The sequence below is a fragment of the Solibacillus sp. FSL K6-1554 genome, from assembly GCF_038005185.1.
Classification (GTDB): Bacteria; Bacillota; Bacilli; order Bacillales_A; family Planococcaceae; genus Solibacillus; species Solibacillus silvestris.
Genome location: NZ_JBBOSS010000001.1, coordinates 812,816 through 827,293, shown reverse-complemented (window position 1 = coordinate 827,293; position 14,478 = coordinate 812,816). Strand labels below are relative to the sequence as shown.

Genomic DNA, 14,478 nt, shown 5'->3' with positions numbered 1-14,478 from the left:
GTGGTTTAAAACAAAATGTCATAAATCTGTAGTCAAATTCCCGCCTCAAACGCCGATATATCAACATTTCTATACCATTTCCCCTTAATATCAACCGCAATCTTTTTTCATCAATTTCATCATCTAATAAGTAAATTTCCATTTTTTCAAGCAAAAAACGCACCTGAAACAGATGCGTTTTCACAAACTATTAATTATTTAATAATAATTTTTCAAGCTCTTCTAGCTTCTCTTCGAATACTTGACATGCCAATGCAATCGGTTCCGGAGATTCCATATCTACACCCGCAGCTTTTAATACTTCGATTGGGAAGTCCGAGCAGCCTGCTTTTAGGAAATTGTTAATATAACGCTCAACTGCCGGTTCGCCTTCTTCTAAAATTTGTTTAGATAATGCTGTTGCCGCTGATTGACCTGTTGCGTATTGATATACGTAATAGTTGTAGTAGAAGTGTGGAATACGTGCCCATTCCAGACCAATTTCCTCGTCAACTGTCATTGCATCACCAAAGTATTGTTTGTTTAGATCGTAATAAATCGATGTTAATTTTTCCGATGTAATCGATTCGCCTTTTGCATCCAATTCATGAATCATATGCTCAAACTCAGCGAACATTGTTTGACGGAATACCGTACCGCGGAAACCATCCAGCCATTGATTTAATAAATAGATTTTCTGCTTATCATCATCTAATGTTTTCATTAGATGATCAAATAATAGTTCTTCGTTACATGTTGAAGCTACTTCTGCAACGAAAATCGAGTAATCTGAATATTGATATGGCTGGTTGGCACGTGAATAATAACTGTGCATCGAGTGGCCGAATTCATGTGCCAATGTATAAAGGTTATTCACATTATTTTGCCAGTTCATTAAGACATACGGATTTGTACCGAATGTTCCCGAAGAATAGGCACCGCTGCGTTTCCCTTTGTTCTCTAGCACGTCTACCCAACGGCTTTCCAAACCTTTTTCGACGATTTCCTGATATTCTTTACCAAGTGGCGCGAAGCTTTCTACCATCGTTTTCTTTGCTTCGTCATATGTTACTTCCATTTTCACTTCTTTAACAAGCGGCGTAAATAGATCGTACATATGCAGCTCATCTACACCAAGTACTTTTTTGCGAAGCTCTACATAACGGTGTAATGCCGGTAAGTAATCATGGATTGTTGAAACAAGCTGGTCATACACTTTTTCAGGAATGAAGTTATTGCTAAGTGCTGCATGACGAGCAGAATTGTAATTACGAACTTTTGCATTTACATTATGTGCCTTTACATTACCCGCTAATGTAGTCGCAAATGTATTTTTATATTGACCATAAGTTTTGTAAACGGCTTTAAATGCTGCCTCGCGTACTTCGCGATTGTCGCTTTCAAGCATTGTAATGTAGTTACCGTGCGTAATTTGTACTTCTTCGCCGTCTTCCCCTTTAATTTTCGGGAATTCTAAATCAGCATTGTTTAATGCGCTGAATGTTTTGCCGGCTGTCGATGTCACTTCCGAAAATTGAGCAAGTAATTCTTCTTTTTCAGCTGATAGGATATGAGGACGGCCTAAGTTAAGTTCTTTTAAGCTTTGTTCATATAATGAAAGTGGTTCATAACTTTCCACATAGCTGTTTAATGTTGCTTCATCCAAAGCTAAAATTTCAGGCGTAATAAATGACCACGCTGCCCCTACGTTTGTGAGAACAGATCGCACACGACCATCCAGATCCTGATATTTACTGTTCGTAGTATCCTGGTCATGTTTTAAATGTGAATATACGTACAATTTGTGTAAACGCTCGTATAATGCATCGCTAAATTGCAAAGTGTTGTATAAGCTTTCCGCACTATCCGCTACTTTTCCTTTATAATTTGAAGCTTGTTTTGATAATTGCTCAACTTCCTTCAATTCAGCTTCCCACGCTTCATCCGATTCAAAGATTGATGTTAAATCCCATGTTAATTGCTCCGGTACTTCTTCACGCGTTAAAATTTGCTTTGCCATTTATTTGCCTCCTACTATTCCGATATTCGAAATTATAAATCTATTTAAACAATTTCAACATCCAATTGCAACCAATTCGTCGTATAGAACATTAAAAAGTTGTTCTTCGGCTATATTTTCATCCAGTTGCTCAATTTTAAGATGTCTTAAAATTGTTAAATAATGTTCCACCGCTGTTTTCCGCTCATTCGTCAGGTCCAATTGACTCCATTTGAAAAAGTAAGGAATCGCTTTCACATTCATCGTTTTAGGTGTGAGCGCATGGGCGTTCATAAAATGAAAAAGCCCTACTTGCCATTCTATACAGAATCGGTTAAAAGCATGCGTATTGCAGACAGGAATCCCTAAAAAAATCGGTAAACTCGTCATAATTAGCCTTAATTCATAAATGGCTCGAAAAAATCGATCGTTAACCCCTTTTTTACTCAATAGTAGACGGTGACGGATATAGTACTCCCGATAACTCCTGTATTTTTTTAGCAGCAGATGAAATTGTGATTTTGATATTTTCTCTGGAACTAAAAGCGGAAAACGTTGTTGGCTGAGCGGCAATGGCTTAACGACAGCAAAATACTGCAATTTATGAAGATGGATTAAATTGCTTATATAGTAGAAAGTTTTACTTTTTTCATCGTAGGTGATGAGGTATTTCTGCTTTTTATACCGTTGCATAAACTGCGCGTTTGTGTGATTGATTGAAATTTTTACAATACCGGGACTTTTGAATTTTTCGGGAGTGTGCAATATCCAGATCGGTGTGATTTCAGCATTTAAATAGCCGGTTGTACGCAGTTGAAAAGATGGATGCGCGATTGGGCTGCATTGAAACTCAATAGCAAATTGGCGATCATTAAATGCGATGAGAAGATCTGGTCTTTGTTGAAGCTGTGGTAAATACGGTTCAAGAACGGGACGTAGCTGAAGGCTTGTAAAAAGTTGAAAGAGGTGTTGTTTCCCGAGGAGATGCGCGGCAGATTCCCCTTCTGAAAACAAAGAATCGCATTCACTATTTTTTTGATGGGCAAAGTGCGGGATTTTTATTTGACCAGCCTTTAACAGAAGCTGTTCTTTACATTGAGGACAAAAAAAGGATTGTTGCTTTTTTAATTTTTGTAACTCATCCAGCGGCAGTTTCGACGTTAAATAGAATAATTGCTGTTGTTCCGTCAAAGCGACTAGCATTCGCTACCCCCCTTTTTTATCTATCTTAATGAACTGAACATTCAATTTCAACTTATAAATAGTAACTATTGGAAACTGGTTTTTTCAAAGGATTTCTACTTTTATTGATTGCCGTTCCCTTTTATAGACGAACTTTCCACTTTTCCGTCACAAGGTTCTACTTTCTCGATGCTCTGTTCTGCTTCACACGCATTATATTCCACTTTCCTCAACCATTATTCTACTTTTGTCCCCCTATATTCTACTTCCCTCAACCAGATATCCCTCAGCTCAAACACAAAAAAGCCACCTGAAATCAGGTGGCTTTCGTAAACTGCTGTCCTAATCAAAATACGTAATGATTGTTTCGAAGCAGTCTTCAGCAATGATTGTTTCCCCGTACTCTTCAAGTCGGTGCGCTGTAATTTTGGAAGCAGCTAAATATTCAGTACATAAAGCGATGATATTTCTCGCTTCCTCGCTTTCCAAATCTTTTAACTCTACATATAAATAGTAATAATCTTCCCATTTATACAACACAGACTCTATTCCTAATGGTGCTGCGCGTTTTGCAAGAGGTACTAGTTCGTCAATATCTTTAAATCGGAATCGGGCATTTTCAAGCGATTGTTCTTCTTCTTTTGCAGCTTTGCCAATCGCATTGAAGATCGATTCTTCCATTTCATTTAATTGATCTGATATATGAAGGTCATCTTCAAAGTTGCCTGTCATTGAAGAAGTTTCGGAGTCATTACCTACAGACGCGCGTGTAACAACGACTTCCAATCCACTTTCTGAAGCGTTAATATGAATCCAAATTGGACCATCTAAATCGAAATAATCATCTGTATTTATTTCACCAATGATATCCCAGAAAAGCTCTTCACCTTTTGCGCGATTGTACCATATTTCTTCACGAGTATAACCGCGGTCCTCGATATCACTATACGTAATAAATAATTTTAGCGTATTTTCATTAATGCGTTCGATGTCCATTAGACCTCAACCCCCTTCACAGTCATTGTATAGAACGTCGCTTTATTTCCAAGTGGCATACAATATGGCGTTCTATTGCATCGGAACTGAGATACTTTTAAATATTAGAAGTATCTATAACTCTATTGTATGATGGAATCGATTAAAATGAAAAGGAAAAACATTATTCAGCATAAATTATTTGAATAATTGAAATTGTATTGCACCACTCCATTTAAATCAAGTAATTAAGGTGTCTTTCTAATATGTTCTAAAATAAAAAAAAGATGCTACAATTGCACAATATGCATCCGTAACATCATGAGCGGTCTATTTAGTTAACCATGCGTTGGGCTTCTTGCAACTGGTATGCTCGTACTTTACGAGGCAGGAATCGACGAATTTCATCTTCGTTATAACCGACTTGCAGACGTTTTTCATCTAAAATAATCGGACGGCGTAATAATCCTGGATATTCCTGAATAAGCTCATATAATCGCTGTAATGGCAATGTTTCAACATCAACATTCAACTTTTGGAAAATTTTCGAACGCGTCGAGATAATTTCATCGGTACCATCTTCTGTCATTCGTAAAATCTCTTTGATTTCACTAATTGTAAGTGGCTCGGAAAAAATGTTGCGTTCTGTATATGGGATATCATGTTCCTCTAACCATGCTTTTGCTTTTCGACATGAAGTACAACTTGGTGAAGTAAATAATGTTACTAACATTGGCTCACTCCCTCTCTAATTGATTTCAATTCAATTGCTAGATGTTGCTTCCTTTTATGAAGAAGCACAAATGTATAAATAAAACTCAATTTAGAATTAATTTAATTTAAGATTCTGTTCCCATTATACATGAATAACCCATGTTTGAATATACAATGTCAACAAATAATTCAACTTACGTAATAAATTTTATTACGTATTTCTCTCTAATAAGCACACTTTCTAGAATTTTGCGCCATATTAAAATTTACCCATAAAATAGTAAAATAAAACGTACTGATTTTTAAAGTTTTTTCTCATTTATCAAATTGTAATTGAGAAAAAAGTCAGATAATATCATGCCATTTCTTAAAATATAATTATCTATTTACTACTATTTCCATTTTCGCTTTGTTTTATTCCTATTTCTTTAAATAAAACAATTGCTTTCTTTTCAATACTTACGTTATAATCCATTCAAGATTATGAAAAACGATGACGAAGAGTAGTACATTTAATTTGAATGCCTAGAGAGTCTGTGGTTGGTGCAAACAGATCATTCGTTAAATGGAATGGACTTCCGAGTTAGCTTGATGAACGTTTCTATTAGTAGTCCAGCTCGTCGCCTTCACGTTACGAAGTAAAGTGGCCAATTGAGGCAAGCTGGGTGGTACCGCGGATTTTAACATCATTCGTCCCTTCTATTTTCGAATAGAGGACGCATGATGTTTTTTTATTTTCATTTGATTTTTAAGGAGGAACACCCAATGAAAACCATCTTTTCAGGTGTACAACCAACAGGAACAATTACTTTAGGGAATTATATCGGTGCGATTAAACAATTCCCCGCTTTACAGGAAAACAACAACGCCATTTATTGCATCGTGGATCAGCACGCAATTACTGTGCCACAGGACCGCCTTGAGTTACGAAAAAATATTCGCTCATTGGCAGCAATGTATATCGCATGTGGCATTGATCCGAAAAAATCGATTTTATTTATTCAGTCAGAAGTCCCTGCCCATGCCCAAGCAGGCTGGATGCTTCAATGTGTCGCTTCAATCGGAGAATTAGAGCGCATGACACAGTTTAAAGACAAATCGACAGGTAAAGAATCCGTTTCTGCCGCACTTTTAACATACCCGCCGCTAATGGCTGCCGATATCCTTCTGTACAATACAGACATCGTACCAGTTGGTGAAGACCAAAAGCAGCATATTGAATTAACACGCGATTTAGCTGAACGTTTCAATAAGCGCTACAATGATGTATTAACGATTCCTGATATTCAATTGCCGAAAGAAGGCGCTCGTATCAAGTCATTGCAGGAGCCAACGAAAAAAATGTCAAAATCCGATACAAATTCAAAAGCTACGATTCGCCTGCTTGATACAGCAAAAGAAATCGAAAAGAAAATCAAATCCGCTGTAACAGATTCTGAGGGAATCGTTAAATTTGATATTGAAAACAAACCGGGTGTATCGAACTTGCTTATTATTGAATCTGCCCTATCCGGTACAGCGATTGCAGATTTAGAAGCAAAGTATGAAGGCAAAGGCTATGGTGATTTTAAAGCTGGAGTAGCGCAGACTGTTATTGACCATTTAACACCAATTCAAGAACGCTATTATGCACTGATTGACTCACCGGAACTTGATGAAATTTTGGATGAGGGTGCAGTAAAAGCGAATGCCATTGCCTCTAAAACACTCAAGAAAATGGAGAACGCGATGGGCTTAGGCCGTAAACGACGCTAATCATCCCACCAATAGCAACAATCAACAGATACAACTCTGCTCCATGTACAATGTACAGTAATACAGCATGCCATGAATAGCCGAGCGTGCGGTAATTCAAGTATAGAATCATATTACTGATCGACATGACACTGAGCCCATAAAAAAATAAAAATAGTACGAAGCGTGTCAAAACACCATCCTTCGTACAACTATACGAAAAACGAACGTGCGATAGAAGAAGCACGTTCGTTTTTTGTCATTTATTAATCTGTATATTTTTTGAATAATAAACAAGCATTATGTCCGCCAAAGCCCAGTGAATTGCTTAACGCATATTCAACTTCCGCTTTTCGTGCGGCATTTGGTACATAGTCCAGGTCACATTCCGGATCCGGATCCTGTAAATTCATTGTCGGCGGCAAAATGCCTTCCTTCAATGCAAGTACCGTAAAGATTGCCTCAATCCCGCCTGCTGCACCTAATAAATGGCCTGTCATACTTTTCGTTGAACTCATCGCCAATTTATAGGCATGGTCACCAAAAACAGTTTTGACTGCCTGTGTTTCAAATAAGTCATTATATGGTGTACTCGTACCGTGTGCATTAATATAACCAACGCGGTCAGGAGATACTTGTGCATCATCGATCGCCATTTGCATCGCACGTGCTGCACCTTCACCGTTTGGAGCCGGTGCTGTAATATGGTGGGCATCCCCTGTTGAACCATAACCAACGACTTCTCCGTAAATTTTCGCACCGCGCGCTTTCGCATGTTCATATTCTTCTAAAATTAAAATCCCTGCACCTTCGCCAATAACGAAGCCGTCACGGTTTTTATCAAATGGACGTGATGCAGTAGCCGTATCCGGATTTAACGATAACGCTGTGTTTGCACTGAAGCCTGCAACCGCCATTGTTACGATCGGCGCCTCTGCTCCACCCGTAATCATCACATCAGCGTCTCCACGTTCAATTACTTTAAACGCGTCACCAATCGAGTTAGTTCCCGACGCACAAGCCGTTACGGAACAAGAGTTGACCCCTTTTGCCCCAAGATAAATCGATACTTGACCTGAAGCCATATCCGGAATCATCATTGGTACGAAAAACGGGCTCACACGTCGAACACCGCGTTCCTGGAAAGTTAGAAACTGCTGCTCATGCGTTTCCATTCCGCCGATCCCTGACCCGATCCATACACCTACGCGGGGCGCCATTTCCTCTGTAATAGTCAAGTTGGCATCTTTTGCAGCCATCATTGAAGCAGCTATCGCATAATGTGTAAAACGGTCCATTTTGCGTGCTTCCTTCTTTTCAATATACTCTTCTATATTAAAGTCTTTTACTTCTGCCGCTACAGACACAGTAAACTTACTCGTATCAATTCGTGTTAATGGTCCAATACCAGACTTGCCTGCAATTACATTTTCCCAGGCTTGCTCTGCACTGTTTCCTACTGGCGTAACTGCACCGATTCCTGTAACAACAACTCTTCTTTTCTCCATTATTTAACACCCTTTTCTAAGTTAAGTTCTTTCCTCTATTTAAAGGTTAATTTCCATTTCAGTCGAACGCTTTCCAAAGGGAAAAATATTGTACCATTCTCCCAGGAGCCCAAGTTTTTATTTACCCCACTTTAATGCGAGCGCTCCCCATGTAAGCCCACCGCCGAAACCGACTAAAACAACGATATCATCATCTTTGATTTTACCAGACTCCAAATCTTCTACAATCGAAATTCCGATTGAAGCGGCAGATGTATTGCCGTATTTTTGGATTGTTTTCGACATTTTTTCCTCTGGCAAGTCAAGACGCTCTCTTGCGGCTTCCATAATGCGGATGTTTGCCTGATGCGGCACTAAATAATCGACATCTTCCTTAGTCATGCCTGCCTTTTCGATGACATTTACAGCCGATTCGCCCATTTGACGAACCGCAAATTTAAATACTTCACGACCATTCATCGCAATGTGATTTTTAGGATTTAAATATAGATGCTTTCCGCCTGTTCCGTCAGCTCCCAGTTCGAAAGCCAATATACCGCGCCCTTCCGAAACTTTTCCGAGAACGGCCGCACTTGCACCATCTCCGAAAAGGACAGCCGTGTTGCGATCATCCCAATCCACAATTTTCGACAGTTTTTCAACACCTACTACTAACACATATTCATAACTATTACTCTCAATAAATTGCTTGGCAATAGCCGTTCCATAAATAAATCCTGAGCATGCAGCGGACACATCCATTGCACCGCATCCCGATATTCCAAGTCGCTCTTGAATCTGACAAGCTACACTCGGGAAATTCTGATCCTGTGTAACGGTTGCCACTACGATTAAACCGATTTGATCCGGCTTAATACCTGCGTTTTCAATAGCTTGCACTGCTGCTTTATATGCTAAATCCGATGTTTCTTCATTCTCAGCGATAAAACGATTTTCAATACCTGTACGAGAACGAATCCATTCATCTGATGTATCTAAAACATTTTCAAAATCCTTATTTGGTATAGCTTTTTCCGGAACATATTTCCCCATCCCTATAATACCGGCATTCATATAATAGCCCCCTTGTTTTCTCGTGAATCAAAAAATATAACTAATTATTAGTAGTTGGTACTAATTATAGAGCATAATTATTTTGAACACAATTAAAATTTCTGGAAAACGAGGGATTGGACATTTATTCTTGTCTTTCTCCCCATTAAATTGGCTATACTAACCGAGAAAAACCTTACTGAAATTGAAATGCGGATGGACGTTTATTACGCTTAAATTTTTTACTGAAACAATTGTTAAAAACGAACATTGTTAGAGAAACAGATTCGAGCTAATCTTCTCTATTTTCCTGTTAATTCCTACTTAAAAAAGCGATAAAAATAGGCATTTATGACAACTTGAAGAATAATTTGATTCGCCCTTTTAATTTCATGAAGGCTTGTGGTATGATATTGAAGATGTAATTTCACAATAACGTTATAAATAAGTTCAATGAGGTGAATTTGATGCAATATATCATTACGTTCTTTTGGTCATTCTTATTAGTTTCAATGCTAAACTATGTAGTAAGTTCTGTATTAAGTGTAGATTTTAACTTCATGAATGGCGTAATCGTATCATTAGTATTCAGCGTATTAGTTATTATTATCGCTGCAATCATTCCAAACGAATCAACTCCAGAAGCAGAAGCAGAGCATCATTAATAGATAACAAGGGGCTGTCCGGTAAAATTACTGGACAGCCCCTTGTTATTTACCGCTCTATTTGTTGCGGCGCTTACCAGCCTCATTTTTTATTAGAACACTTCTATCCAATATTAGAAATTACATACTTGCTATTAGAAAAGTTTGCTTGTTTATTTGAACAGTAGCACCTCTTATTAGAACAACCGACATTTATACTAGAACTTCCGGCTTTTATTAGAACTTCTTCATTTTTATTAGAACTTCAGTCAGCTTTATTAGCATATCCCTCGCATACAAAAAACTTGTACGCATTCACGTACAAGCTTTTTTCACACTTAATTTGAATTTATAACCAACTCTTCATTTTCCAATGCAATTGACAATGTTCCACCTGCTGCGACTTCCCCTTTTAACAGCTCACGGGCAATAATCGTTTCTAAATGGCGTTGGACAAAGCGTTTTAATGGACGTGCACCGAATTGCGGATCAATCCCATGCTTGACAATCCAGTCGACCACTTCACCGTCCACTGATAACGTAATTTCCTGTTCGGCAACTCTATCTTGAAGCTGCTTTACATATTTCCAGGCAATCTTATGGAAGTGCTCGTTTGATAAGGCATGGAACATAATAATATCATCCATCCGGTTTAACAGCTCTGGTTTAAAGTGCTGGCGTAATGCCGTTTGGACAAGCTGTTCCGATTCTTCTGATCCTTCCAGTAAAAACTGCGAGCCGATATTCGATGTCAAAATAATGACGGTATTCATAAAGTTGACGATCCGCCCTTGGCTATCTGTAATGCGGCCATCATCGAGCACTTGCAGTAAGATATTCGCGACATCCGGATGCGCCTTCTCGATTTCATCCAAGAGTACAACTGAATACGGGTTGCGGCGTACCGCTTCTGTCAGCTGACCGCCTTCTTCATAGCCAATATAGCCTGGAGGTGCTCCTACGAGTCGCGACACAGAATGTTTCTCCATATACTCGCTCATATCAATACGGATGAAATGATCTTCTGAATCGAATAATTGTGCGGCCAATGCTTTTGCCAATTCGGTTTTTCCGACACCAGTCGGCCCTAGGAACAGGAAGCTTCCGATCGGTTTATTCGGATCTTTAATACCTGAACGTGCACGCCATACTGCTTCTGTTACATAAGTTACCGCATCGTCCTGACCGACTACCCGTTCATGCAGCGTATCTTTTAAACGGAGCAGCTTTTCGCGTTCACCTTCAACAAGCTTCGTTACCGGAATACCTGTCCAGCGTGAAATGATTTTAGCAATTTCCTCTTCCGTCACTTCTTCACGCAGCATGCGGTTACCTTCCGACTGTTTCAGCTGCTGTTCCAGCTCGGTAATTTCCTTTTCAAGCTGTGGAATTTTACTGTATTGGAGCTCACTTGCCCGCGCTAAATTATTGCCTGAAATAAATAAGTCATCGCGTTCGGCCTCCATTTTTTTCAGTTCATCTTTTTTATCGCGCACGATTTGCAAGCCGTTTTTTTCAAGCTCCCACTGTTCTTTCATCGATTTAATCGAAGTTTCCAATGTATCAATTTCATCAGTAATTATTTCAAGACGCTTTTTGCTCGCGTCATCTTTTTCTTTTTTCAAAGCCTGCTGCTCGATTTTAAGCTGTGTAAGACGGCGCGTTAACTGATCCAGTTCCTGTGGCATTGAATCGATTTCAATACGGATCATTGCACATGCCTCATCAACGAGATCAATCGCCTTATCCGGTAAAAAGCGGTCTGTAATATAGCGGTTTGCCAGCTGGGCCGCTGCAATAATTGCGCGGTCATGAATGCGTACGCCACGATGATGTTCTTCAAATCGATCTTTTATACCGCGTAAAATGGATACCGTATCTTCAATAGAAGGTTCCCGCACCATTACTTGCTGAAAGCGGCGTTCCAAGGCAGGATCTTTTTCGATATACATGCGGTACTCGTCCAATGTTGTTGCTCCAATACAATGCAGTTCACCGCGTGCAAGCATTGGTTTCAGCATATTTCCTGCATCCATTGCTCCGTCCGTTTTCCCTGCACCGACAATTGTATGAATCTCATCGATGAATAAAATGATACGTCCTTCTGATTCTTTTACTTGTTTTAATACAGATTTCAGTCGCTCTTCAAACTGTCCGCGATACGATGCACCGGCAATGAGCGCACTCATATCCAGTTCATAAAGCTCCGCATCTTTCAATCCTTCAGGTACATCCCGTCTCACAATACGCTGTGCCAATCCTTCGACGATCGCTGTTTTACCAACACCTGGTTCACCGATGAGAACCGGATTGTTTTTTGTTTTACGTGACAGAATACGAATGACATTTCGGATTTCTTCATCTCGTCCGATAACCGGATCCATCTTACCTTTTTTTACTTGTTCAATTAAATTACGTCCAAATTGTTCTAATGGCGGACGATTATCTTGAGTTTGATTAAATTGCATACAGTGCACCCTTTCATTTAGTTTGACCTTTTTTGATTAATTTAATTATAAGTCAAAATTGGTCAAACAACAAATAATTACACCCAGATTCCTTCGCATATATGTTCGTAAAAAAAAAATCGATCACTTTGCCTATATGCAAAATGACCGAATTTCAAATGATTTATTTACTTTTATTAACGAATACCTAATGCCATTTTTGCATAACGGGACATATTGTCTTTAGACCATGCCGGTTGCCAAACGATGTCAACTTTTACTTCTTTTACTTCCGGTAATTCACTTAGTGCAGTTGTTACTTGGTCAACAATTACCGGAGCAAGCGGACAGCCCATTGATGTTAATGTCATTGTAACAATTGCTAAACCCTCGTCTGTTAAATCCACTTCATATACTAAACCTAAGTTAACAATATCAATGCCTAACTCAGGGTCAATTACGTTTTCCAATGCACCTAACATACTTTCTTTCATATCGTGATCAATTGCCATTTTTAAATTTCCCCTTTCGCCTTGGTGTTATTGTTAATCATAGCAGAACGTATGGTTTATGCCAAACATTGCGCCATAAATTGCGTGACTTGCAAAATCCCATTTCTCGATACGGCATGGCCTGCTTTTTGTTCTGCCAAATAAGTAATATGTTCTGCTTTTTTTTCTTTTTCTAGTTGTTCAACATAATCTCGGCTCATATGATAAGGAACGACCGTATCGCGCTCACCATGCCAGAAAATAATCGGTTTGTTTGCCCATAGATCCTCATGCTGCTCCATATCGAATTTTTGCAGCATTTGAAGCAAGCCTGTTTGCTGTTCTTCAGACAATGGGAATGTTACGCCTTTTTGCTTTAATTCCTCTACTTGATGAAGAGCCAGTTTCGTATAACTTGTCGTTCCCATGCAAATACCTGCCGTTTCGATCCAAGGATAGATCGCTAAACATCCTGATGTAACGATTCCGCCCATTGAAGTTCCGGCAATACCAACTTTGCTCCCAGCTAAGTTTTTCAGCTTCAATTCTTCATAAATAGTATGTACTTCTTCCACTGACTTTAATACAATTTTCCAGAAGTTAAAGTTCATCTGGTCTTCCGTCAATTGATTCGAGCGCTCACCATGCAATAATGCATCCGGAAGTATAACGCGTATACCTTGCTGCACAAACTGATAAGCATAATGTAAATTATGTTCCTTTGCGCTTAAAAAACCATGGAGAAAAATCACGACTGGTGTTTGCTCATCCATCGTTTCATCATATACATGCAGTAATGGAATGGACTTCCATTGTTCTTTATTAACTATCAAATTTCTCACCTCTTTGTTTACATTAGCAAAAATTGGTCAATGTTTCAAAACTTTGACGAATACTAAATTTGCACGTTACAATTATACCCAGGCTAAAGGAGGCTTACTCTTATGAACGAACATTTAATTGTATTAGATTTAGACGGCACTTTATTGACGGACGAGAAAAAGATTTCTTTGCTGACAAAGGAAACGTTGTTGAAAGCAAAGGAAGCCGGTCATCAGGTGATGATCGCGACAGGACGTCCGTATCGTGCAAGTCAGCTTTATTATCAGGAGTTGAGTTTAACAACCCCGATTGTCAATTTTAACGGAGCCCTCATCCACCACCCTAAAAATCCGATGTGGAAAGCGATTCATACAACAGTCGATTTAAGCGTAGTCCACGATGTTGTAGAATCTGTTCATAAATATGAATACGACAACTTAATCGCCGAAGTAATGGATGATGTATATCTTCACCGTGAAGATGAAGGTGTGCTTCAGTTGCTGCATATGGGTAACCCCAATATTTTAACAGGCGATCTGAAAAATACATTAAAGGAAGACCCGACAAGTTTACTCATTCAAGCCGATGATGTAAATACACCGATTATTCGCAAGCATTTACAGGATGTCCACGCTGAGCTGATCGAGCATCGACGTTGGGGGGCGCCTTTCCCAATTATCGAAATTGTCCATAAAGGGTTAAGTAAAGCGGTAGGCATCGACTATATCGCAAAAGAAATGGGCATTCCGCGCGAACGCATCATTGCATTTGGCGATGAGGACAATGACTTGGAGATGATCGATTACGCTGGTGTTGGGGTTGCGATGAGTAACGGGATTGACGATTTGAAAACAATCGCCAATGAAATTACATTATCGAACAATGAAGACGGTATTGCGAAGTTTTTGCAGGACCGCTTGAAACTATAACAGCTAGAATGTAAACAGCCTG

Annotated in this window: 12 protein-coding genes and 1 other annotated feature; of the genes, 3 read left to right on the top strand and 9 right to left on the bottom strand. The window is 39.2% G+C overall.

All coding sequences use genetic code 11. The annotated features are described in order from the left end of the window. Positions 1 to 190: 190 nt before the first annotated feature. From pepF to spxA, 4 genes are all read right to left on the bottom strand, one after another. Positions 191 to 1,999 (bottom strand): oligoendopeptidase F, encoded by a 1,809-nt coding sequence (pepF, locus tag MHB58_RS03885; protein ID WP_014824613.1) that lies wholly within the window; start codon positions 1,997 to 1,999, stop codon positions 191 to 193. A gap of 54 nt (positions 2,000 to 2,053) precedes the next feature. Next, positions 2,054 to 3,181 (bottom strand): competence protein CoiA, encoded by a 1,128-nt coding sequence (locus MHB58_RS03880; protein ID WP_340734744.1) that lies wholly within the window; start codon positions 3,179 to 3,181, stop codon positions 2,054 to 2,056. A 321-nt stretch (positions 3,182 to 3,502) separates the two neighbouring features. Beyond that, positions 3,503 to 4,156, bottom strand: a complete 654-nt coding sequence (gene mecA / locus MHB58_RS03875; RefSeq protein ID WP_014824615.1) for an adaptor protein MecA — start codon at positions 4,154 to 4,156, stop codon at positions 3,503 to 3,505. A 313-nt stretch (positions 4,157 to 4,469) separates the two neighbouring features. After that, the gene (spxA, locus tag MHB58_RS03870) at positions 4,470 to 4,868 is read right to left on the bottom strand and encodes a transcriptional regulator SpxA (RefSeq protein ID WP_008403575.1); all 399 of its coding nucleotides are present in this window, start codon (positions 4,866 to 4,868) and stop codon (positions 4,470 to 4,472) included. A gap of 465 nt (positions 4,869 to 5,333) precedes the next feature. Then, positions 5,334 to 5,550: a binding site (T-box leader), on the top strand. A gap of 64 nt (positions 5,551 to 5,614) precedes the next feature. On the opposite strand from spxA, the gene trpS reads away from it, so the two are divergent. Then, on the top strand, positions 5,615 to 6,604 hold the full coding sequence (gene trpS / locus MHB58_RS03865) for a tryptophan--tRNA ligase (protein WP_340734743.1): 990 nt from the start codon (positions 5,615 to 5,617) through the stop codon (positions 6,602 to 6,604). A gap of 245 nt (positions 6,605 to 6,849) precedes the next feature. Here the strand turns inward: trpS and fabF are convergent, their stop codons facing one another. Both fabF and MHB58_RS03855 read right to left on the bottom strand, forming a co-directional pair. Next, positions 6,850 to 8,091 (bottom strand): beta-ketoacyl-ACP synthase II, encoded by a 1,242-nt coding sequence (gene fabF / locus MHB58_RS03860; protein WP_008403577.1) that lies wholly within the window; start codon positions 8,089 to 8,091, stop codon positions 6,850 to 6,852. Positions 8,092 to 8,208: 117 nt separating this feature from the next. Next, the gene (locus tag MHB58_RS03855) at positions 8,209 to 9,144 is read right to left on the bottom strand and encodes a beta-ketoacyl-ACP synthase III (protein WP_340734742.1); all 936 of its coding nucleotides are present in this window, start codon (positions 9,142 to 9,144) and stop codon (positions 8,209 to 8,211) included. 446 nt (positions 9,145 to 9,590) lie between these two features. Between MHB58_RS03855 and MHB58_RS03850 the strand changes: the two genes are divergently transcribed. Next, positions 9,591 to 9,788, top strand: a complete 198-nt coding sequence (locus MHB58_RS03850; RefSeq protein ID WP_008403579.1) for a YjzD family protein — start codon at positions 9,591 to 9,593, stop codon at positions 9,786 to 9,788. A gap of 317 nt (positions 9,789 to 10,105) precedes the next feature. On the opposite strand, the gene MHB58_RS03845 is transcribed toward MHB58_RS03850, so the two are convergent. From MHB58_RS03845 to MHB58_RS03835, 3 genes are all read right to left on the bottom strand, one after another. Next, positions 10,106 to 12,235, bottom strand: a complete 2,130-nt coding sequence (locus MHB58_RS03845; RefSeq protein ID WP_340734741.1) for an ATP-dependent Clp protease ATP-binding subunit — start codon at positions 12,233 to 12,235, stop codon at positions 10,106 to 10,108. Between the two features lie 176 nt (positions 12,236 to 12,411). Further along, positions 12,412 to 12,720 carry a metal-sulfur cluster assembly factor gene (locus MHB58_RS03840; protein WP_039966323.1) on the bottom strand — a complete coding sequence of 103 codons (309 nt, stop codon included), beginning with the start codon at positions 12,718 to 12,720 and terminating at the stop codon, positions 12,412 to 12,414. A gap of 62 nt (positions 12,721 to 12,782) precedes the next feature. Continuing rightward, positions 12,783 to 13,547, bottom strand: a complete 765-nt coding sequence (locus MHB58_RS03835; RefSeq protein ID WP_338091643.1) for a serine aminopeptidase domain-containing protein — start codon at positions 13,545 to 13,547, stop codon at positions 12,783 to 12,785. A gap of 102 nt (positions 13,548 to 13,649) precedes the next feature. On the opposite strand from MHB58_RS03835, the gene MHB58_RS03830 reads away from it, so the two are divergent. After that, positions 13,650 to 14,456, top strand: a complete 807-nt coding sequence (locus MHB58_RS03830; RefSeq protein WP_008403583.1) for a Cof-type HAD-IIB family hydrolase — start codon at positions 13,650 to 13,652, stop codon at positions 14,454 to 14,456. Positions 14,457 to 14,478: the final 22 nt, after the last annotated feature.